The organism is Phyllobacterium calauticae (assembly GCF_019991125.1).
In the GTDB taxonomy this organism is placed as follows: Bacteria; Pseudomonadota; Alphaproteobacteria; order Rhizobiales; family Rhizobiaceae; genus Phyllobacterium; species Phyllobacterium calauticae.
On sequence record NZ_JAGENB010000004.1, the window covers coordinates 302,022 to 323,444 of the forward strand.

23 protein-coding genes are annotated in these 21,423 nt (G+C 57.5%); 1 reads left to right on the forward strand and 22 read right to left on the reverse strand.

Translation table 11 applies throughout. The features are described from left to right. Positions 1–3: 3 nt before the first annotated feature. From J1W56_RS16825 to J1W56_RS16895, 15 genes are all read right to left on the reverse strand, one after another. Entirely contained in the window at positions 4–1,482 is a 1,479-nt protein-coding gene (locus J1W56_RS16825) for an HAL/PAL/TAL family ammonia-lyase (protein WP_223614437.1), read from the reverse strand. Further along, positions 1,479–2,480, reverse strand: coding sequence for an ornithine cyclodeaminase family protein (locus J1W56_RS16830; RefSeq protein ID WP_223614438.1), 1,002 nt, complete (start codon positions 2,478–2,480; stop codon positions 1,479–1,481). Before J1W56_RS16830 ends, J1W56_RS16825 begins: the two co-directional genes overlap by 4 nt. Further along, positions 2,477–3,817 carry an LLM class flavin-dependent oxidoreductase gene (locus J1W56_RS16835; RefSeq protein ID WP_223614439.1) on the reverse strand — a complete coding sequence of 447 codons (1,341 nt, stop codon included), beginning with the start codon at positions 3,815–3,817 and terminating at the stop codon, positions 2,477–2,479. The genes J1W56_RS16830 and J1W56_RS16835 overlap by 4 nt, the downstream gene beginning before the upstream one ends. Continuing rightward, positions 3,814–4,791, reverse strand: a complete 978-nt coding sequence (locus J1W56_RS16840) for an LLM class flavin-dependent oxidoreductase (protein WP_223614440.1) — start codon at positions 4,789–4,791, stop codon at positions 3,814–3,816. The genes J1W56_RS16835 and J1W56_RS16840 overlap by 4 nt, the downstream gene beginning before the upstream one ends. Further along, positions 4,788–5,528 (reverse strand): DUF427 domain-containing protein, encoded by a 741-nt coding sequence (locus tag J1W56_RS16845; protein WP_223614442.1) that lies wholly within the window; start codon positions 5,526–5,528, stop codon positions 4,788–4,790. The genes J1W56_RS16840 and J1W56_RS16845 overlap by 4 nt, the downstream gene beginning before the upstream one ends. 54 nt (positions 5,529–5,582) lie before the next feature. Then, positions 5,583–6,515, reverse strand: a complete 933-nt coding sequence (locus J1W56_RS16850; protein ID WP_223614444.1) for an ABC transporter ATP-binding protein — start codon at positions 6,513–6,515, stop codon at positions 5,583–5,585. Beyond that, positions 6,512–7,153, reverse strand: a complete 642-nt coding sequence (locus J1W56_RS16855; RefSeq protein ID WP_223614445.1) for an ABC transporter permease — start codon at positions 7,151–7,153, stop codon at positions 6,512–6,514. Before J1W56_RS16855 ends, J1W56_RS16850 begins: the two co-directional genes overlap by 4 nt. A gap of 9 nt (positions 7,154–7,162) precedes the next feature. Beyond that, positions 7,163–7,780, reverse strand: coding sequence for an ABC transporter permease (locus J1W56_RS16860; protein ID WP_223614447.1), 618 nt, complete (start codon positions 7,778–7,780; stop codon positions 7,163–7,165). 105 nt (positions 7,781–7,885) lie between these two features. Further along, a complete protein-coding gene (locus J1W56_RS16865) occupies positions 7,886–8,767 on the reverse strand; it encodes a glycine betaine ABC transporter substrate-binding protein (RefSeq protein WP_223614449.1) in 882 nt (293 codons plus the stop codon). A gap of 308 nt (positions 8,768–9,075) precedes the next feature. Next, the gene (locus J1W56_RS16870) at positions 9,076–9,852 is read right to left on the reverse strand and encodes an anti-sigma factor family protein (protein ID WP_223614450.1); all 777 of its coding nucleotides are present in this window, start codon (positions 9,850–9,852) and stop codon (positions 9,076–9,078) included. Next, a complete protein-coding gene (locus tag J1W56_RS16875) occupies positions 9,849–10,379 on the reverse strand; it encodes an RNA polymerase sigma factor (protein ID WP_223614451.1) in 531 nt (176 codons plus the stop codon). Before J1W56_RS16875 ends, J1W56_RS16870 begins: the two co-directional genes overlap by 4 nt. A 145-nt stretch (positions 10,380–10,524) precedes the next feature. Next, positions 10,525–11,988 carry a YncE family protein gene (locus J1W56_RS16880; protein ID WP_223614452.1) on the reverse strand — a complete coding sequence of 488 codons (1,464 nt, stop codon included), beginning with the start codon at positions 11,986–11,988 and terminating at the stop codon, positions 10,525–10,527. A gap of 10 nt (positions 11,989–11,998) precedes the next feature. Continuing rightward, on the reverse strand, positions 11,999–12,502 hold the full coding sequence (locus J1W56_RS16885) for a DUF305 domain-containing protein (protein WP_223614453.1): 504 nt from the start codon (positions 12,500–12,502) through the stop codon (positions 11,999–12,001). A 392-nt stretch (positions 12,503–12,894) separates the two neighbouring features. Continuing rightward, positions 12,895–13,716: a PfkB family carbohydrate kinase gene (locus J1W56_RS16890; protein WP_223614455.1), complete on the reverse strand. Its 822-nt coding sequence runs from the start codon at positions 13,714–13,716 to the stop codon at positions 12,895–12,897. A gap of 51 nt (positions 13,717–13,767) precedes the next feature. Beyond that, positions 13,768–14,781: an SIS domain-containing protein gene (locus J1W56_RS16895; RefSeq protein WP_223614457.1), complete on the reverse strand. Its 1,014-nt coding sequence runs from the start codon at positions 14,779–14,781 to the stop codon at positions 13,768–13,770. Positions 14,782–14,977: 196 nt separating this feature from the next. Here J1W56_RS16895 and J1W56_RS16900 point away from each other — a divergent pair, with 196 nt between their 5' ends. After that, positions 14,978–15,709, forward strand: coding sequence for a GntR family transcriptional regulator (locus tag J1W56_RS16900; RefSeq protein ID WP_223614458.1), 732 nt, complete (start codon positions 14,978–14,980; stop codon positions 15,707–15,709). A 46-nt stretch (positions 15,710–15,755) separates the two neighbouring features. Here the strand turns inward: J1W56_RS16900 and J1W56_RS16905 are convergent, their stop codons facing one another. The 7 genes from J1W56_RS16905 to minD form a co-directional block, all read right to left on the reverse strand. After that, complete coding sequence (locus tag J1W56_RS16905) at positions 15,756–16,508, reverse strand: amino acid ABC transporter ATP-binding protein (protein WP_223614459.1); 753 nt, start codon at positions 16,506–16,508, stop codon at positions 15,756–15,758. Between the two features lie 22 nt (positions 16,509–16,530). Next, positions 16,531–17,502: an amino acid ABC transporter permease gene (locus J1W56_RS16910; RefSeq protein ID WP_223614460.1), complete on the reverse strand. Its 972-nt coding sequence runs from the start codon at positions 17,500–17,502 to the stop codon at positions 16,531–16,533. 14 nt (positions 17,503–17,516) lie between these two features. Beyond that, positions 17,517–18,800 (reverse strand): NAD(P)/FAD-dependent oxidoreductase, encoded by a 1,284-nt coding sequence (locus J1W56_RS16915; protein WP_223614461.1) that lies wholly within the window; start codon positions 18,798–18,800, stop codon positions 17,517–17,519. Positions 18,801–18,895: 95 nt separating this feature from the next. Then, the gene (locus tag J1W56_RS16920) at positions 18,896–19,723 is read right to left on the reverse strand and encodes a transporter substrate-binding domain-containing protein (protein WP_223614462.1); all 828 of its coding nucleotides are present in this window, start codon (positions 19,721–19,723) and stop codon (positions 18,896–18,898) included. Between the two features lie 364 nt (positions 19,724–20,087). Further along, entirely contained in the window at positions 20,088–20,270 is a 183-nt protein-coding gene (locus J1W56_RS16925; RefSeq protein ID WP_223614463.1) for a hypothetical protein, read from the reverse strand. A gap of 56 nt (positions 20,271–20,326) precedes the next feature. Beyond that, positions 20,327–20,590 (reverse strand): cell division topological specificity factor MinE, encoded by a 264-nt coding sequence (gene minE, locus J1W56_RS16930; RefSeq protein WP_223614464.1) that lies wholly within the window; start codon positions 20,588–20,590, stop codon positions 20,327–20,329. Beyond that, complete coding sequence (gene minD, locus J1W56_RS16935; RefSeq protein WP_223614465.1) at positions 20,587–21,402, reverse strand: septum site-determining protein MinD; 816 nt, start codon at positions 21,400–21,402, stop codon at positions 20,587–20,589. Before minD ends, minE begins: the two co-directional genes overlap by 4 nt. Between the last annotated feature and the right edge of the window lie 21 nt (positions 21,403–21,423).

The window sequence follows — 21,423 nt, forward strand, 5'->3', positions numbered from 1 at the left end:
GCCTCACGCGCCGATATCCCGCAGACGCTCCGCAAGGCGGGACACGTCAGGTCCGAGCGGACGATCTTCCACGAGCAGCGCGGCAATGGATCGTACAAGATCATGGGTCTCTTGCGTACCCCGGCCGCAGCGATGGCCTGCACGCAGATCGACTGCCTGCGCCCCGGCCAGCATCTCGCAGGCAACAAGATGCCGCCAGAGATCAAGCATGTCGGCGCACTTGGCCACCGCCAGAAGTGTCTGGGTGGCGTGATCTTCCACCCCTTCGGATACGGGCAGGAAATCCAGCAACACCGGATTTGCCTTATGGCGGATCGCGCCGACAAGCGCCGCAACCGTCTTCTGCAGCGGGACAAAACCGGCGGATGCTCCACCCACAGGCGAGAGATAGCGCGGCAGGCCATTGCGGCCCGATCCGGTCAATTGAATGAACCGGGCTGCACTGGCCAGCGCAGTCTGGGCGATAGCAAGCCCCAGGGTTTCAAACGCCAGTGCCAGGGACGGCGTGTGGAAATTGCCCGTCGAGAGCACCCTGTTCTCATCGACAAGCACCAGCGGATTGTCAGTTGCCGCGTTCAGCTCAATCTCCACAGCCTCCCTGGCTGCATCCAGCGCATGCGCCAGCGCCCCTTGGATCGATGCGGCACAGCGCAGGCTGAGCGGGTCCTGAATGGCCGCGCGCGCTTCATGCAGCGACGAGCCTTCGAGACGGGCAAGGAGCCTTTCCGCTTCCAGCACTTGTCCGGCCGCAGGGCGTGCCTGCTGGATGGCGGGGTGTAGGATCAGCGGGTTGCCGCCAAGCCCCTCGAAACTGAGCGCAGCAGCCTGTCGCTGATAGTCGAGCAAAACATCGGTATCGGCTACGGCCAGCGCGCCCTTCCCCACCGAGACTGCCGAAGCGTTGAGAAGCGACAGCCCGTCCTTCGGACCAAGTGTGGAGGGTCGCAGACCGGCCTTTGACAGGGCTTCGGCGGAGGTGAATACCGCGCCTTCATATTCGGCCTGCCCCTCGCCGATCAGGGTCTGGGCAATGGGAGACAGCAGGACAAGATCACCCGCACCGATCGACCCGATGGATGGAACAAGCGGGTGCACCTTGTGATTGATGAGTGCCAGCAGATCGGCAAAGACTTCAGGCGATAGGCCGGAACCGCCGACCGCCAGCATGGACAGGCGCGCCGCCATGACAGCACGGGTTTCGTCGCGCGGCAATACTGGACCGACACCCGCACCCCGTCCACGCACCAGTTGCTGCTGGAACTTGCCCGTTTCATCGACAACCGCTGTCTTGAGATTGGCGCCAAGCCCCGTGTTCAGGCCGTAGATATGCTGCCCGGAAGCAGCAGCCGCATCGAGTACGGCTCTGGTCCGGACCAACCGGGTCAATACATCGGACGTCGCACTGACGGTAACATCCTTGCGCGCAACGGCAGCAATATCAGCGATGGTGACGCCTGAACCCGTGAGAACGAGCGTGTTCATGCGAACCGCAGCCTCTGGCCGATATTGTTCGCCTTGGCTTTTTCGAGCATGGCATAGCCAAGCGCGATATCGCTGAGCGAGAGCCCCCTGTGCCAGAACAAGATGGTTTCACCGTCGTTCTCGCGTCCCGTCCTGTGACCGGCGACAATCTGGCCAAGTTCCGCATGCAATGTCTGTTCGGACAGCTTGCCCGCCTCGACATGGGCGCGCAGCGAGCCGAATTTGCCGCCTTTGCACTGGCCCCAGTCATCCACCACCAGCTTGTCCATGATATCGGTGAGCGACAGTTCCACCGCGCTCATCGTGCCATAGGGCACCACGAAGGCACCGGGCTTGATCCATTCGGTCTTCAGCATGGGCTGCGGCTCAGGCAGGCGCGATGCCTCGACCACGATATCGGCACCCTCCACGCAGGCCTGCCAGTTGTCGGTAACGGTTATCGGCTTGCCGAGATCATCCGAGAGTTTTTTCGCGAACGCGTCGCGGCTTTCCCGGCGGCGCGAATGCACGCGGATTTCATCGAAGTCATAGAGGTGATCAAGCAACCGCACGTTCCAGTAGGCGGTGCCGCGCGCGCCGATATGGCCGAGCACCTTGGAATTCCTGCGCGCCAGATGTTTTGCACCAAGAGCGGTGATCGCACCGGTCCGCATATCGGTGATGACCGTGGCATCCAGAATGGCCTTCGGTGCTCCGGTGCGCGGATCAAACAGGTTAAGCACGCCGAATTCCGAGGGATAGTTCAGCTTATAATTATCAACGAAGTCCCCGACGATCTTGACGCCTGCCAGATTGAGCGGCGCCACATAGCCGCGCAACACATTGAAATGGCCATGAAACGATTCATCCGGCTCCAGATGCACCCGCGGCTCGATCACGGTCTGGCCGTTGCCCTGCGCGGCGAGCGAGGTCTCGATGGCCGCCAGAATTTCCGCATCGGTCAGCGCAAGCGCCTCGATGTCGAAGGCATTCAGATAGTCGATATAGATCGGTTTCATGCTGTTCTCTCTGCTGATGACGAACGGGCCGGTGTTCTGACGCCCAGATTTTCCCGCAGGGTGCGCCCTTCATATTCCGTACGAAAGAGGCCCCGGCGCTGCAGTTCCGGCACGACCAGTCTCACAAAATCATCAAGCCCCGTGGGAAAGAGCGGCGGCATGACATTGAACCCGTCCGCCGCCTTGCAGCGAAACCGCTCTTCCAGCGCGTCGGCAATCTGGACGGGCGTACCGATCAATTGCCAATGGCCGCGCGCACCGGCGAAATGCCGAGCCAACTGCCGGATGGACAGATTTTCGCGCCGACCGAGATCGATGATGAGTTGCTGCCGGCTCTGGATGCCATCGGTCTGCGGCATGTCCGGCAGAGGTCCGTCGAGCGGATGGGCCGACAGGTCCTTGAGGCTGAGATAGCTGGCAAGCAGTGCCACACCGACCTGATCGGGGATCAGTTCCTGCAGCGCATCGTATTTTGCCCGTGCTTCGCTTTCGGTTTCGCCAACGATGGGCGAAACCCCGGGCATGATCTTGAGATCGTCTGCCTGTCGCCCGAATTTCGCCAGCCGGGCTTTGACGTCGGCGTAGAAGGCCTGTGCCTCGCCCATGGTCTGGGCTGCGGAAAACACCACGTCGGCGGTGCGGGCGGCAAGGTCCTTGCCGACATCCGACGCCCCGGCCTGCACCATCAATGGCCTGCCCTGCGGCGATCTCCGGCTGTCCAGCACGCCGGTGACAATGAAATGCGTGCCGCGATGATCGACCGGATGAAGTTTAGCCGGATCGGCATAGATGTCCCGCTCCGCGTCGAGAATATAGGCGCCATCGTCCACACTGTCCCAGACGGCGGTAGCCGCTTCGGCAAATTCCTCTGCCCGTTCATACCGCTGGCCATGCGGCCGCAAGCCGCTCGAGACAAAGTTCTCCGCTTCAAGATCGCTGGCGGATGTCACCAGATTCCATCCGGCCCGGCCGCCGCTGAGCTGATCGAGCGCGGCGAATGTCCGCGCCAGGCCGTACGGCTCGTTATAGGTGGTGGAAGCCGTGGCAACGAGACCGATATGGGAGGTATTGACCGCCAGCGCCGCCAGCAGACTGAGCGGCTCGAAACTGGTCGAGCGCGCCGCCTGACTGGCAATCTCCGGGTTGCGCTCGCGAATGGCCGCAGCGTCTTCGATGAAGATCATGTCGAATTTTGCCCGTTCGGCCGTCTGCGCCAGCTGAATGAAATGGCTGATATCGACCCCGGCATCGGCATGGGCATCGGGATGGCGCCAGGCGGCAATATGATGCCCGCCCGCCATGAGAAAGGCACCGAGTTTCATCTGATCCGCACTCATGATGCACGCTCCAGACGGGCCGGACGGGGAAGATCGAGATGGCCGCGCAGGGTCGTGGCGTCATAAGCATGGCGGAACACGCCGCGCCGCCGAAGTTCCGGAACAACCTCATCGACAAAGCTGGCAACACCTTCGGGCGCACTGGGCGGCAGAAGGACAAATCCATCGAGGCCGGCTGCTTTCGCCTGCTCCTGCATCTGGTCGGCAATGTCGGCAGCCGTGCTGATGGACGGAACGATGTTCGCGAGAAGCCTGACATCCTGCCGTTGGCGTCCAAGCGCCGCAAGGTGTTCAACCAGACTGGCGGCAAGTGCTTTCCATGTATCCGGTGTTGTCTCCGGCAGGAAAACCACATCCGCCCGCGCGGCAATGTCGAGCGTGCCTGGGGTCAGGACATGGCTGATGACCGGCCTGCCCTGCGGTGACGGATTGACATTGAGCGGGCCGCGCACGGCGAAATGCGCGCCCTTGTGGTTGAGAACGTGCATTTTGTCCGGTTCGAAAAACCGTCCCTGAGCCTTGTCATAGACAAAGGCGTCATCCTCCCAGCTGTCCCAAAGCCCCGACACCACCGCAAGATATTCCCGATCACGCTCGGGATCACCGGAGCCGATGACATTCCAGCCTGTACGGCCGTCGCCGATCAGATCGAGGGACGCGAAACGCCGGGCGAGATTATAGGGTTCATGCTGGTGTGTAGCTGCGGTGGCAATCAACCCGATCCTGCGCGTCGCCGTCGCCAGCGCCGAGACCAGCATGGTTGGCTCGAACGGCACGGCGAGCGGCGACAGATCATCATGAGGCCGCTGGCCAAAGCTATCCGCCAGCAGGACGAAATCCAGTCCGCCTGCTTCCGCCTGCTTCACCTGCGCCGCCATGTGACTGAAATCGAGCGCGTCCAGCTGGCCGTCTTTTGCGCGCCAGGCGGTCGGATAATGGCCGAATGGCGTCAGTGACAGGCCGATATGCATCATTCCGCATCCCCGGCGCTGACGCGGATTTCATCGACCTTTTCATTGTAGAACGAGATCAATCCCTTGATCCGTCCGCTTTCGTGGAGCGGCTCCGGATAATACCAGACGATGTTCTCGTGACGCTTTCCATCGAGATCGAAATGATGGTAGGACGCCCTGCCCTTATAGGGGCAATAGGTGTGCAGCGCGCTATTCGCCAGTGTGCCGGCGACCAGATCCTCCACCGGGAAGTAATAGCGCGGGATCAGACTGGTCTCGAACAGGAATACCGCGCGGTTCGTGCGCGCCACCAGCGTGCCATCGACAAAGACCTCCACACGGCGCTTGCTGTCGATCGTATCGACCCGCCAGTGAACATTGCGTGGATGACCGAAGATTTCCTCGTCTTCCTCAAACCAGCGCACGGCGCTCCACGCCACCGTTGCATAACCGGCGAGTTCAGGCACGCCCTGCGGCACGTTTTCATAGCTCCAACCGCTACCCTCAGCGCCCTTGAGCGACCAGTAGCGTCTTGCCCCGAGCACCGGCGATGCCCCCGTCTTTTCCGACGGCTGGAGAAGATCAGCGCGGAAGTCCGATTTCGGCAGGTAATAAACGGGGTGACCGCCATTTTCATAGACGACGATGGCCTGCGTGCTGTCGGCGATCACCTCTTCACCCAGCTTCAGGCGGATGCGGCGATAGGTCGGTTCAATCAAAACAGCGGGCACTTCCCGGGAACGATAGCTGATGGACATAAGCACTCTCCAAAGGTGAGTTTCTATCGGCAGGCCTGATCAGACGGGATGCGATCAGACCGAAAAAATAGCGTCGCGGGTCAATCGACCGCTGACGGCACCGGCAGCATCCACGACAGCAAGAACATCGCTGTTTGCAGCGACCATCAGTGCCAGCGCATCGCGCAGGTTGCTGGTGGCAGCGACGGGATGCGCTCCATCCTGCGGCTTGTCCGCCGTCATGGCATCGCTGACAGTAAACAGGCTCAGGCGCTTGATCGCCCGGTCTATGCCGACGAAGTTTTCGACAAATGCGTCGGCGGGATGGGAAAGGATCGCATCGGGCGTATCATACTGGACAATCCGGCCGCTCTTCATGATGGCGATGCGGTCACCCAGACGGATGGCTTCGTCGAGATCATGGGTCACCAGTACCACCGTCTTGCGCACCCGCTGCAAGATCTGGCGGAACTCATCCTGCAGGCGGGTTCGGGCAATCGGATCGATGGCGCCGAATGGTTCATCCATCAGCAGCACGGGCGGATCGGCCGCAAGCGCCCGCGCCACGCCGATGCGCTGCCGCTGGCCACCGGAGAGCTGCCGGGGATAGCGCTTGAGCATTTCCGCCGGATCAAGACCGACGAGATGCAGAAGCTCGTCGGTCCGGCTCCGGATCCGCGCTTCATCCCAGCCAAGCAGCTTGGGTACGGCGGCAATATTCTGGGCGATGGTCATATGCGGAAACAGGCCTACCTGCTGGATCACATACCCGATATGGCGACGCAGGATCACCGGATCAACCTTGGTAACGTCTTCGCCGTTAACGATGATCCTGCCTTCGGTCGGGTCAATCAGCCGGTTGATCATGCGCATAGTGGTGGTCTTACCGCAGCCCGACGGCCCGATCAGTGCAACGGTCGAACCCTCGGGTACGATCAGGCTGAGATCGTCAACCGAAGCAACGCTGCCTTCGCCATAGCGTTTGGTGACGTGTTCCATATTGATCATGCGGATGTTCTTTCTGCGAAGAAGATTTTTTCGGCCCGGCCGAGAATGAATTCCGTTGCCAGCGCCAGAATGGCGATGGGAACCGCGCCAACCAGAAGGCGCGACATGTCCATCATGCTGATGCCGACAGCGATGAAATCGCCGAGGCCACCGCCGCCGATAAACGGGGCGAGCGTTGCACCGGCGAGCACCTGCACGGCGGCGGTGCGTGCACCGGCGAACATGGCGGGCGCAGCCAGCGGAATGCGAATCTTGCGCAGCACCTGTCCGCGGCTCATGCCCATGCCGATTGCAGCTTCCACCGCATCGGGATCGACGTCGCGCAGACCGATAAAGGCATTGAGCAGGATGGGCGGCAGCGCGAGCACGGTCAGCGCGACGATGGATGGCCAAAGGCCGATACCGAGCAGCGGCATCATGATGGCAAGAATGGCAAGGCTCGGGATCGTGCGCAGCGCATTGATGGAATTGATGACCGCAAAGGCCAACCCGCCGCGATTGATGATGAGAACGGCAAGCGGCAAGCCGATGGCTAACGCAAACACCAGCGAGACGCCGGACATGACCAGATGCTGGCCGAGCGCTCGCAGGAATTCAGGCTGGTTGTTGACGATCCAGTTGAAGGCGGTGATCAGCATGCCCGCCCCTCAACGCCAACGAACCAGGGCTTTTTCAGCCTGGCTCAGAATGAGGTCAAAGAACGTCGCCATCAGCGCCGTCAGGATACCGCCAACGAGGATTTTCTCCGTATAGCTCTGGTCGATGCCCATGAGGATGATGGTTCCGAGGCCACCGCCATCGATGAAGGCTGCAACGGTGGCGATGCCGATGACGGTCACCAGCGCGATGCGGATACCGGACACGATAAGCGGCAGGGCCAATGGCAGTTCGATGCGCACGAGCCGCTGCCAGGCGCTGTAGCCCATGCCATCGGCCGCATCGAGCACGTCGGCGGGGACGCCGCGCAGGCCGGTCACCACATTGCGCAGAAGAATAAGCAGGCAATAGGAGGACAGACCGACCAGCGCCGGCTTGGTGCCAAGACCCAGCCACGGGATCAGCAGCGCGAACAGAGCAAGGCTGGGGATGACGAAGATGATGCCGGTGATCGTCAGGACGACGGCATAGAATCGGGGGCGCCGGGCGCAGATGATCCCGAGGATCAGTGCGATGATCAGCCCGATCAGAACCGATGAAACCGACAGCACAAGGTGCTGCCAGGTCGCCGCCAGGATTTCCGGAATGTTTTTGGGAGCCCAGTTCAAATGCGTCGTTCCATATCGCTCAGAATTGAGACAGCGGAGACAATCCTATCTCCGCTGTTTCCGGGATGTCCACGTGGCGGTCAGTCGTCAGCCGCCAGAAAGGTCTCAGATGCCTTTTTCCTTCAGAAAGGCTTCCGCCACTTCCTTCGGTTCCTTCTTGTCACGCTCGACAGCGGCATTCAGTTCGCGCATATTCTCGTTGTTCAAGAGAGGGCTGACCTTGTTCAGGACTTCAGCGATCTTGGGATTTTTGGCCAGGGTATCCTGGCGCACGACGGGCACGAGGTAATAGGGCGGAAACAGGTTCTTGTCGTCGGCCAGAACAACAAGCTTGTTGTCCGCGATCTGCCAGTCGGTGGCAAAGCCATAGGAAACGTCGATGTTCTTGCTGGTCAAAGCGCTGTAGCGGATACCGAGCTTGGCAAAAATACGGAAGTCCTTGAAAACGATCCCGTAGGTCTGCTTGAGACCGGGCAATCCGTCCTTGCGTTCACCAAATCCACCTTCCGCGCCGAAACTCAGATCCTTCGACACGGGACCAAGATCCGTCAGCGTCTTGAGCTTGTATTTGTCAGCAGTTTCCGGAAGCGTGATGATGGCATAGCCGTTGTTGATATTGGTCGGCTGGAGCAGGGTCAGCTGTAGGTTCTTCTCGTAGTAATCCTTGACTTCCCCATAGATCTTTTCGGCCGAACCCGAGAGATCTCCCTTTACCACGGCGGCAAGGGCCGTACCCGTATACTCGGGGTAGAGATCGATTTCGCCGTTCAGCAGCGCCGAATGAGCAATCAACGTCGCGCCAAGATTGGTGCGCCGCTCAACCTTCACGCCAGCCTTCTCCAGAGCCTGCGCATAGATTTCGGCCACCACGAACTGTTCGGTAAAGTTCTTGCTGCCGATCTTCACAACCTGGGCAAACCCCGGCGTTGCAGCAGCCAATGCCAATATTACCCCCAGCCCTATGGAGGCCACGTTTCTGAAAGTCATGATTTACCCTGCGAGCTGACGTAGGACTTTGAATATCCTACTGGTTTCGTTGTTCATTTCGCATGCTAGCAATCCGCGGCAGTAAGTTCGTAGAACAAACTCCCAATATTTCCCGGATAAGTAGAAATTATTTACTCGGCAATTGCAATCGCTTTGGCACTGCAATGTAGGGCCTTTACGAGCATCGCAAGGCCACTCGGGTGAACTGTCGAGGGGTATGGCGTGGATTCGCGCGGCCCGTGATGAAAATGTGCCGCACTGGAGCGACCAGTCCCTGTCGCAACAGCATGCTTTTGCTCACACTCTATCTACACATTTGTTTCGATTTGCCGGCGCATTTCATGGGCAATCGGATTGAGTGCCTGGGTGGAAAGAGGCCCGACCAGGCTGTAGCCGATACCCTCCTTGGACCAACTGACTCTTTGCACGGAACCGGTCGATTGCGACGACATGGGCGCGTTTTTATCGGCTGTCATCGCCCGTGTCAGCATCACCAGCCGGGTGCCACGGTCATCGTCGTACATGAGCATGCCCGCGGGGCCGTGCGCTGTGGCGACAACCCGGCCCCCCATGAACCGGTACCCGGAGCCCGTCAGGTCAGGCACGGATATATTGTGGCCCAAACTGTCCGAAACCCATTTGACCAGGCTAACCTGATCGGATGCCTTGATTTCGACTGGCCGCCCTTTATCGCCAGCATACACCTGATAGCTGTATGTTGCCTCGTCAGCGAGCGCGATGATCCCACCGGCGGCCGGTTGACCCATATCGTGAAGCGACCAGCCGCCGGCTATGCCAACAGCAAGCAATACAACAGCGGCCGCCGCCGAGCGCCAAACCGAGAATCTGGGACGGCGCGCACCATCAAGCATGCGCACCAGATTGAGCTCCGGAGGTACCGGTTCTTCGCTGATTGGTGCGAGCGCGGACCGCAGTTCATCCCGCTGCCTTCGGTAACTTGCGATTCTTTTTGCTTCGTCAGGGTGCTGCTCGAGATATCCGGCTACCTCATCCCGCCTGCTCGTGCTGAGAGCATGGTCGACATAGGCATGCAGATCGTCTTCCGTAATCGGGCGCTTGTTCATTTTACCCTCCTCAAATGAGGACCGTTTTCAATTTTGTTGCTCACATCGCCCTCAAGAATCTGCCGCAACCGTTCACGGCCGCGTGCCAGTCGCGACATAACCGTGCCAACGGGAACCCCGAGAATCTTTGCGGTCTCCGCATAGGACAGATCTTCAACCGAAACGAGAAGAATGACGCTTCTCTGTTCTTCGGGCAAAGTCTTCAAGGCACGCAAAACGTCCTGCTGGTGTAAGCCATCCTCCTGCGCGGGCCGTCCGGAGAGAGCCGGGTCAGATACATCATCAATGTCCAGATGCACCCCACGCCGTGCGGTTTTCCTCAAGCTGTTAATCGCCAGATTGTGCAGGATCGTAAACATCCATGTTCTGGCGTTGCCATCCTCACGCCGCTGATGCCAATGACTGACGGCCCGCTCCAGGCAATCCTGCAGCAGGTCATCGGCAGCCGATCGATCCCCCATCAAGCTGCGCGCATATCGCCGCAAGGCCGGAATGAGGGGCTCAATCAAAACGACCATATCTGTCATGACCGCACCCCTTCTGGTTCAAGACATTGTCTTGCGTCTTTGCCGGTAGCCGGTGTGCCAATGAAATTTTGACGCACTGTCCTGATCTGCAACTGCTGCCCGCATTCCGCTGTCCGGCGGCAAACCGAATGCGGGCAGCGCGTTATCATTTGGTCTGCACCTGCACGGGCGTACCGATTTTGGCGGCTGTGCCGGACGCAACCACCAGATAACGGCTCGGGGCATCCTGTCCACTCTGCGCCAATTGACGAATGGGGCCAACCGCGTTGACGATTGCCGAACCTGCGGGGTTGGTCATGAACGCCGCCAGCGGCTCGAGCATGCCACCGCCATCCGCCTGGGAAGCCAACGCCAGCACATAAGGCTGCTTTGGCTCCAGGCCCGTCACCGCGGCTTGCAGGACCTGTGTAAGCCCCTGATCGAAGAGCGTCACACTGGTCGGCTTCGCGTCCGCAGACGCAGCAGGTGTCACCGAACCGAGGGTCAAGTGGGCCGCTTGGCCAGCAACACCAAGAGGTTGCAAGTTCTGCATCCCGTCACCTTCCGGGACGGCATTGGGAACGTAGGCCAAGGCCTGCGGTGCCTGTCCGATGGGAATGGTTGCAATCACCGTATTGGTCAGCGTGTCGATGGCCGCCAATGCATCGGCATTTTCCAGGCCAACGTAAATGCATGTGCCATCGCCAGAGGGCCACAGGCCATGCGGGAGCTTACCGACCGGGATCGTAGCCACTTGCTCAAACGTGTCGGTGCGGAAAACCTTGATCTGGTTCAATCCACCAACTGTCACATAGGCAAATATGCCATTGGCATTGCGGACGATATTCACGTGATTGGTGATCGGCCCCGTATCCAGCGTTTTGAGGAGTTTGAAAGGGGGCTTGGCGTCAAACACCTGTGTCCTGCCCACGTCTTTCAGGGTGAACCAGACCTGCTTGCCATCGGGCGTTGCTGCAAGATCAGGGCAGAATGGACTTTCCTGCTTCACATGGCCGACGATCTTGTGATCGGCAATGGAGATGACAACGGTTTCCAGATTGAACGACGAACAGACATAGCCGTATTTGTTGTCAGGTGAGAAGATTTGCATGCCCGGTCCTGCGGGAACCTTGATCCGCGTCTTTTCTGCAAATGTATGTCCATCCAGAACAGCGATGTAATCTTCACCCCGAACCGTGACCCAGACTTCCTTGCCGTCGAGTGTGAAAAATGCCTCATGCGGGGCCCGCCCGAGGTAGGTGACGTGTTTGATTGCGTTGGTGGCCGTGTCGATAAACGTAACAGAATTGGTGCCGATCGAGACAACCGCAAGCGTTTTGTGATCGGGGGAGAAACCCATGCCGTGCACAAGCACCTGGCCGCGATAGAGCGGACTGAGATTGCCAGGTTGTGGATCTCCGAGCCGGATCACGCCCAACAGCTTGTTATCGAAGGGATCGGTAACCGATACTGTATTGGAGAACTGTTCGGCAGCGTAGACGCGATCACGATGACTGACCGGAACGTCGGGTGCCGAGGCCAATCCGGGTACCTGCCCGGCCAAAGCAGGAACCAACCCTGCGACTGCGGTGCCAATCAGCAATGTTATTGTAAAAAGCTTCAATCTCATTTCAAACTCCCTATTTCATGTTCATGGCTGGTGACATGGACATTGCTTGCGTTGACGGCGAGTGGGTATCCAAATCAGGTATGAACGAGGTTTGGGTCGGAGATGGCTTGGATGGAGGCAGGGGATCGCCGATCGCCAGGCGCATCGCTGCAATTTCCTGTTGCTGCGTGACGATGATTTCCTGGGCGAGACGCTTTATGTTCTCGTTGTTGCCATAGCGCAGAACCGCCAGTGCCATATCAATCGCGCCCTGATGATGCGGCACCATCATCGCAACAAAATCGCGATCAACATCACCGGTTGGCTTGACCTCCATGTCCGCCATCATTTTTGTCATGGCCGCATCATTTTGCGTCAGAAATGGCGTTTCGTTCTGCACTGCAGATTTCGTCGCGTCGCTCATGCATATCACGTCGCTGGAAGGATCGCGCGCCGCAGCAATGGCGGACCAAGCGACAGCAAGTGTTCCGGCGAGAAGAAGTGCTCGTTGACCATTGAGATATCGATGGGACATGTCTTTCATACTCCGATCGGATTGTGTGTGTTCTGATGGTGAGACACGCCAAACGCCGGTTTATTCCACGCCGTGACATTTTTTTGCATTGAGCATGTTCGAGCAAGCTGCTGCGCCGAAGCCGGATGCTGAAATCTCTTTACCGCTGCCGTTTGCAGCTCGAGGCTTGGTGGAAGGGTTGACCGTCCAATAAGGGCGCCGCCCCGCAGTGTTATATTTGTCGCCAGAATGCCTGAGACCCCTGTCTGCGGCGGGGTCCAATATACGCAACAGCAAGGTGGCTGTCCGTTGAAGGTGCGATTGAAAACCGCCGTGGAGGTTACAGACGAGACCGCTTTTCCCACGGCCTCCATTTTGGGAACATAGTCTCGCTTTCCAGATTCTTTCGCTCTTTATGGGTCCGTTGCTACCAGTGGCTGCAGAAATCCGCCCAAATGCGAGCAGGTGACGGCAGCACAATCACGCCCCGCAACCAGACAGCTGTCGAAATCTTTTTGATGCAGGAAAGCCACCAGAAAGCCGGCAATGAAGCTGTCGCCCGCTCCGGTCGTATCCACCACCTCTGTCTTCCTGCTGCCTACTCGAATTTCACCGTCACCACCGTGAGCGATTGCACCGGCACTGCCGCATGTGACAACAGCGTTGAGAGCACCTGCGGCGAGATAGGCTGTCAGCAATTGTGTTGCACGTGCGGCGTTCTCCCCCGCCGACCCGAAGGCGATTGTCAGCCCATGGGGTTCAAGGTGTGCTGGATCATTGTTCACGCCGAGATCCTGCGATACGCTGACACCCCGCTCCGTGAGGTGACGACGCAGCGTTCCCCCGTCGTCGAGCCAACCGATATGCACGTGATCCATTGTTTCGAGAACTGTCAGATCGCGAGCCGATGGGGCATATCCAGAGCAGGTGCCAAAATCTTCGTCGACTATTATCCGATCGCCTGATGAAGCTATCGAAATTTGTGTCGACGCCGTTTTGCCGGCTTTGCTCTGGATGTATTGAACGTTCACGCCATTTTCTGCCAGGAGCGCGACCGTGCGCTTCCCGGCAGCATCCTCACCAACGGCACCGAAGTAGAACGACTGGCATCCCAGCCGCGCGAGTTGAACCGCAACATTGACTGCATTTCCACCAACGACCGAATAGGCCGGAGGCGCCTGAAAGTAATCGATGCAATTATCGCCAACGGCAGCAATGCGCAGTGGTATCTTCAACGTGCTTGAACCTTTCTTCAAATCGAAGGATGGCTTGGACCATGATCCACTCTAGTAAGCGACCCGCTTATAGTAACGGCGGGTGGTCAGCGGATGGTTCCGTATCACTTCCAAATGGGCGCTGATCCGCTCCAAAACAGCTGCCAGCAGAATGGGCGAGACAAGCCCGCGCAGTTCGGCAGAAACACCTGGCAGATCAAATGCCGCCGTATCGATGACCGACACCTGATCGGTATAGTTTTGTGCGAAGCTCTCCACACGGTCGGCCAAGGGGCGGCAAGCATCTTCCCCCTTTAGCAGGAACAGGCTGACATTCTTTTCGACGAGTTCCAGCGTTCCATGAAAGAAATCCGACGCATGCACGGGACGCGCGCGTATCCACTGCATTTCCTCCAGAATACACATGCCGTAGTAAAAGGCCGCCGGCCACACATTCCCGGCCCCGGTTATGATGTGATAATTGGAATTCGCCAACCGCATGGCCAGCCCATTTGCCTGATCTTCGAAGGAACGCTTCACGTCGAGAAGAAGACCCGGCAACTGTGTGAGTTCACCAATCAGCTGGTCATAATTGGCAATCTCACCGCGGTGTTTCATAACGGACAGAGCAATAATCAAGGATTGCAGATAGAAAGATTCGCAGGACGTATCGTCTTCTGCGAAATTAACGAACACGTGATCGCCACCCTTTCCAAGAGGTGTCTGCTCATGTCCGACAAGGGTGATAACCGTTGCCCCTAGCGTTTTTATTTTCTCAAGCAGTGCCACGCTCTCTTTGGTCGTGCCGGATAGCGAGGGCATCACGACGATCGATTTCGCGGTGAGATTGCGCGAACCGGTCACCAGCAGCTCTGCCGTCGATTCGATAAAGGCGGGAAAACGCGACTGCCGCTGCAGCAATTGCACGGCGGGCTGCATGAGGATTGCCGCGCCGCCGGTGCCGAGGAAAAATATGTTTTCAGCTCCGCGAGCCAAACAGCTTCCTATGACCTGATCAAGGCGGTTTTCCAGCGCGAGCGCGCCGGTTTGGATGCGAAGATATCGCTGTTCATCAAAATTCAGCATGTTGGTCTTTCTGGCAGAGAAGAGTGGATTGTTCTTAATCGGAGATACATTCATAGTTGTAAGACAACTGACATCATTGTCAATAATGCCCATATGAAAGAGAGCGATTTAAATGATAAGTTCAGCAAAAGCCTTCTTGACCGGATCATATTTGTCAGACAAGGAGGATCAAAACCACTTGCTGACGAGGTGATCCGTGGACGAGCCCCTTCGCGATATGCGAACATTGGTCATTCAACTTCGCGAAAGAATTGCAGACCTCATTCGCGAGCAGGCCCTCCGGCCTGGCGATAAACTCCCGACGGAAGCGCAACTGACCGCGCGTTTCAAAATCTCCCGGCCGGCATTGAGGGAAGCGTTGAAACTGCTGGAACAGGACGGATTGATCTACGTCGAACACGGGCGCGGCCGATTTGTCTCGGCAATTTCCGCCATCCAGATCGACCGTCCTATAACGGTCTTCGAAAGTGTGACGGAAATGACCGGACACTACGGCTACAACACCGTCAACAAGGTCTTGTCCATCTCCGAAGAAGCGCCGGATGCGGCCCTGGCAAAGCAACTGCACCTCGACGAAGGCGCGCGCGTGATCCGGCTCGAACGATTGCGGTTGGAGCATGACGATCCGATAATGTATTGCGTGGATTATGTGCCGCGCAGCATCATAACCGCCCGCCTTTATGACATCGACTGGAGCGGATCGCTGTTGGCCCTGCTGGACCAGTATAAGCAAAGGCCCCGTATGTCGGCCGCGTCCGTTTCAGCCGTGATGCTACCGCAGGATGTCGTGGATCGAAATGATCTGCGCAATTTTGGCCCCGCGCTGCTGATCACTGAAACCTGTTTCAATGCAGCGGGAACGCCGGTGGTCTATGCCCTGGACTACCACAAGGGCAGTCATTTTTCATTCAGTCTGGCGCGCAGGTAACGCTTCAATAGCAGAGTCCGGTCGTCGACGCGTTTGCCTATACCGGTCAATGCAGTATTTGGCTCAAGAAATGCCGACTGCGCTCGTTCTGCGGATTGTCGAAAAAGTCATTCGGCTTGCCTTCCTCGACGATCTTGCCGCGATCCATGAAAATGACGCGATCGGCAACCTGTTTTGCAAAGCCCATCTCGTGGGTTACGCAAATCATGGTCATCCCCTCTTTGGCCAGAGACACCATTGTGTCGAGCACTTCCTTGACCATCTCCGGATCAAGCGCCGATGTCGGCTCGTCAAACAGCATGATCTTCGGATTCATGCAAAGAGCGCGGGCAATGGCGACACGTTGCTGCTGGCCGCCGGAAAGCTGGATCGGATATTTGTTGGCCTGCTCGGGGATGCGCACACGCTCAAGATAATGCATGGCGATCTCGACGGCTTTTTTCTTTGGCGTCTTCCGCACCCACATGGGCGCCAAAATGCAGTTCTGCAATATGGTCAGGTGAGGAAACAGATTGAAATGCTGGAACACCATGCCGACTTCCCGCCGCACTTCATCGATCCGGTCTTCATCAGCGGTCAACTCAATCCCGCCCACGACGATCTTGCCTTCCTGGTGGGCTTCGAGCCGGTTGATACACCGTATCAGGGTGGATTTACCTGAACCAGACGGTCCGCAGATCACCACCTTTTCCCTGGGAGCGATCACAAGGTTGATATCGTCCAGTGCATGGAAGCTCCCAAACCACTTATGGACGCTGTTCAGTTCAATTTCGACTGATGAAGCGGCGGATTTTGTCATGGCATTTCCCTTGGAGCGAGCATTAGCGTTTCAACGACCGGCCGAACCGCTCTTCAATGCGGGCCTGCACAATCTCGAGGCCGATGGACAGGAGCCAGTAGATCATTGATGCCGTAATGAGCATTTCGATGTGCCTGAATTCTTTCTGGCCCATGGTGCGCGCCAGATACATGATCTCCCAGACCCCCACGACCGATACCAGCGAGGAATCCTTGAGCATGGCGATGAATTGATTGCCGGTCGGCGGAATGATGACGCGCATGGCCTGTGGGAGGACAACCAGAAACATCGTATGGTTCGGCCGCAGACCGAGCGCTGTTGCGCCCTCACTCTGGCCGCGCGGTATGCTTTCAATGCCGGCCCGGAAAATCTCGGTCATATAGGCGCCATAACAAAGCGACAGTGCCAGAATGCCGGCCGGGATCGCACCGATCACATAGCCCACCTGCGGCAAGCCCAGATAAATGATGTAAATCTGCATGAGCAGCGGCAGACCGCGGAACAACGATGTGTAGAAACTCGCAAGTCCGTAGATAACACCGTTCTTGGAGAGCTTGGCGATTGCGCCAATCAAGGCAATGACCGTGGCAATGAAAATTGAGATCACCGATATATAAAGGGTCGTGACGACGCCTTGCGTTATGAGGAAGCCAATCTTCTTTGCAATGAATGTAAAACTGAGATCGAATGAATAGAAGAACAACAACAGCAGGCCGAACAGTTCCGCCCATACGGCGCCGATCTGGTACGTCCTGGGTAAAAGCCCCAGAAGTTTCCAGTTAACTGCAATCAGCAGGGCAAAGCAGATCGCCGCTAAAGCGCGTGTTATCTCGGGCGAGGCTGCAATTCCCGGAGCCAATGAAGGAAACAGGGTCGTAATCCAGTTTCCGCCCACACCCATCCAGTAGAGCATGGCCGCAACAAGCACGACAGCGATGACGGCTCCGATGCGCCTTGTTGCCTTTGGGTAGGAAAGAACGAGAGTTGCAATCATTTTGATCCCCATAGTCAGACGGACGATCGTTCTCGCCACCAATCCTGAGCCTGTAGTTTCCAGTAAGTGAGTTGCGCCACCGTCAGCCCGGCCAAGCCTCCAGCCCAGACAAGGCCAAACGGCTTGAACAAATTGTATCGGTCGGATTGTCCCAGGATGGCCTCGGCCACGAGCTTGCCGCCAATGGCGGTCGTGTTCAAACCATGTCCACCAAATGCGGTGCAATACCAGACGTTCGACTGCAGTTGCCCGATCTGCGGCATGAGGTGCCTGGCATAGGACATCAATCCAGACCAGGATGTTTCGATCTTAAGATCGGCAAGTTGAGGATATGTGCTTACCATTTCCCGCCGCAGCTCGGCGGCAAGCGCAGCCGGTGACGCTGCCCTTGTGGTAATCCGGCCGCCCCATAGCAGGCGTTTGCCCCCCTCGACGACCCGGTAATAGTCCCCTGCCCTGCGGTTGTCACCCACGGCGTGCGTCGTATCGACGGCCTGCCGGATCAGTTCGGGAGCTTCTTCTGAAAGCATGACGTAGGTCGCGATCGGCAGAAAGCTTCGCTTCAGTTTTGGCAGAAAACCGGTGGTGTAGCCGCCCGTCGTCACAACAATGCAACGCGCCTTGACCTTTCCCGCGTCGGTGTGGACAATCTTTTCAGGTTGGGAAAAGTCGTTGGCAATCGCGGGGCTCGCTTCGAAGATCTTTCCACCCAACCGTTCAATCTCCGCGGCAACGCCGCGCAAATAGTTCAACGGATGCATGTGAAAAGCCTGCGGATCGCGCAATGCCTGGAAATATCGCTTGGACCGGAGTTTCGCTTGTACTTCATCACGGCTCAGATAGTCCACGCCATAGCCGAAATCCCGTTGAAGGACTGTAGCGCGGGCCTTCAGAGCCTCCCCATCGTCATATCGCAAGACAGACATGATCCCGTGGATAGGGTCTGCCGATGCAATGTTCAGATCGTTGATCGTGTCGCGTACAAAGCTCATGCCTTCAATGGACAAGGCATGAAGCTTGTGCGCGCTTTCAGGCCCAACCATGCGGGCTATGGCATCGCCGTCATTGGCAAAACCCGAACCGACGAAGCCACCGTTTCGCCCGGACGCTCCCCAGCCGATACGCTCGGCCTCCAGTACAACGACCGTCTGGCCGGCCCGTGCCAACTGAAGAGCAGTGGTAATTCCGGCGAGACCACCGCCAATAACGCAGGTGTCGCACTCGACAGTGCCCGACAGAAGGGGAAATCGTCTGTCTTCGGCAATTGTCCGTCGATAGAACGTATCAATGTAACTCATTGCTTGCTCGCGGGGGGAATGCGTTTGAAGGATCGAATACCAGGAGGATAGAGCGTGGGTATTGCCACAATCGTCGGCGCCCGCGCTCTTCCTTGTCAGTTGGTGCTATAGTCCTTGCCGTACCATTTGGTGGTCAACGCCGTGAGCGTACCATCCGATCGCATGGCCCCGATGATTTCACCGATCTTGGCTGTCCACTCGGGATCACCTTTTTCGGCGATCACGACAAGCGGTTCACGGAAGGCATAGCCGCCATCAAGAATTCGGACGGGATATCCGTTCTTGATTGCGTTCTGTGCTGTCTGCTCCGGGGCGATGACCGCATCCAGACGTACCCCGTCGCCAAGACGAAGATCGTCAAATGGCAGCATTGAATCGGCAAAGGTACGAACTTCACCTGGTTCGACTTTATACTCGACCGGTGGCAGGCCCGGAGCATCGATCTCAAGCTGACGACGGATAAAATCTTCTGACGTCGTTGCCGTCTCGACGCCGATGGTCTTGCCGTTCAAATCCGCGCTCGATTTGGCTTTGCTGGCCTTATGGACGACGTAGACATAGGGGCTGTAGTAATACACCGATGCGAAATCGATAACTTGCGCACGGGCTTTTGTCGGCGTTACGGAACCGACGCCCACGTCATACCGCCCTTGCCAGCGACCGCCCGTCAGCGTAGCCCAGTCCGGGGTCTGGAAGGAGACTTCGACGCCAAGTCGCTTGCCGATCTCCTTGGACATGTCGATATCGAAACCGACCATTTCGTTGTTGTCATCGAGATAACTTTGCGGCGGCCAACTGCTGTTGGTTGCAACCACCATGGCCTTTTTCTGCATTACCCGCTCAAGCGTTGTTCCCGCTTGCGCTGCCGGTACGAACGAAAGTGCCAATATCCCGGCTGCCAAACTCTTGAATATATAACCCATACCATCCTCCTGAATGCGACGTCTGCCCCCTGCATTTCAATGCTTATGTAAGACGTCAGACAATGCAGTTCATAGTCAATGACCTATGGAGTCAAGACGGCGCCTGCCATTTTATGCGCAACGCCCGCAAAAGTTGTTGCAATTTGAATATGAGATCATGAGAAATGAAAATGTCATGTTGCGGCTTGAAATCCGCACTGTTCAGATGATGCGCACAGCTTGCGGAAAAAGGGCACAGGCCAGCAATCGGATCATCGCCCCAAACGGAGCGATGAGGCGCGGCTGAGGAACACAGGGAACCAGAGCCGGCCCATGTCCGGTTTTGATCCCTCAACCTATCTGTACAGAACCTTCGAAGCTGCCATCAAGACGCAGCGTGCGCTTTGCCGGGCTTGGGATCGATCCCAACAGCCTGTTCGCAAAGAGCCACGTGTTTGGCCAGCGCATCGATTGGCAGGAACGCACTGACCGTGCAAATATCGCGCTTTTGGAACTTTGGCATTCCCTGGAGCTCCTTCAGTCGTTCAAGAAGTGCAAACCGGTTCATACTCGTCTCCTTCATCCACTGGTTGGCGTTTGCCCCGACCCCTTCTCATGTATCCATCAAGCAGCCCGAACTCCGGCTTTCAATGGAATCTCGATGTCGACCTCCAGCATCGAGACCTGATCATCACTGTTCATTGTCACGCGAACTTTTTCCCGATCGATTTGTATGTGCCGCGTGACGACTGCCAGAATTTCTTCCCTTAACAGAATGACCAGGTCGGAATGCCCTTGCGATGCGCGTTCATGGGCAAGCAGAATCTGCAGACGTTCGCGCGCCTTGGGTGCCGAAGCCTGCTTATTGAAGAAACGGAAAATGCTCATGCTGCCCTCCGCCGGAATATTTTGCCCAACAGACCACGCTTTTCACTGGGAATGGTGACGGGGATCGTTTCGCCAGCGAGGCGCCGCGCGGCATCCATATAGGCCAAAGCCGGTGCGCTATCCTTGTCAGCCAGAGTTACCGGCGAACCGATATTGGATGCGCGCAGGACGTCCTGGCTTTCGGGAATGATGCCAAGCAGCGGAATGGACAGAATTTCGAGAACGTCTTCGACCTTCAACATATCGCCGCGTTCCGCCCGGTTTGCATCATAGCGGGTTAAAAGGAGATGTTTTTCCATTCTCTCACCGCGTTCGGCCTTGAGAGTCTTTGAGTCGAGAAGGCCAATAATCCGGTCTGAATCCCGAACCGAGGAGACTTCCGGGTTCGTGACGACGACTGCAATGTCGGCGTGGCGCATCGCCAGCGTCGCCCCGCGTTCAATGCCTGCCGGGCTGTCGCAAATGATCCAATCAAAGGATTTCTTCAAATCTTCGATGACCTTTTCCACACCCTCAGCCGTGAGATTGTCTTTGTCGCGAGTTTGAGATGCAGGCAGCAGGAAGAGCGTATCAAGCCGCTTGTCGCGAATGAGCGCCTGGGGCAATTTCGCGTCGCCCTGGATGACGTTGACCAGATCGAAGACGACACGGCGTTCCGCGCCCATAACAAGATCGAGGTTCCGTAATCCTACGTCGAAATCGATGACAACCGTCCTCTCATTGCGCTGAGCAAGTGCCGCACCAAGTGCGGCGGTTGAGGTTGTTTTACCAACGCCTCCTTTGCCCGAGGTCACTACCACCACTTTTCCCATATTTTTTCCTACCTTCCTCGA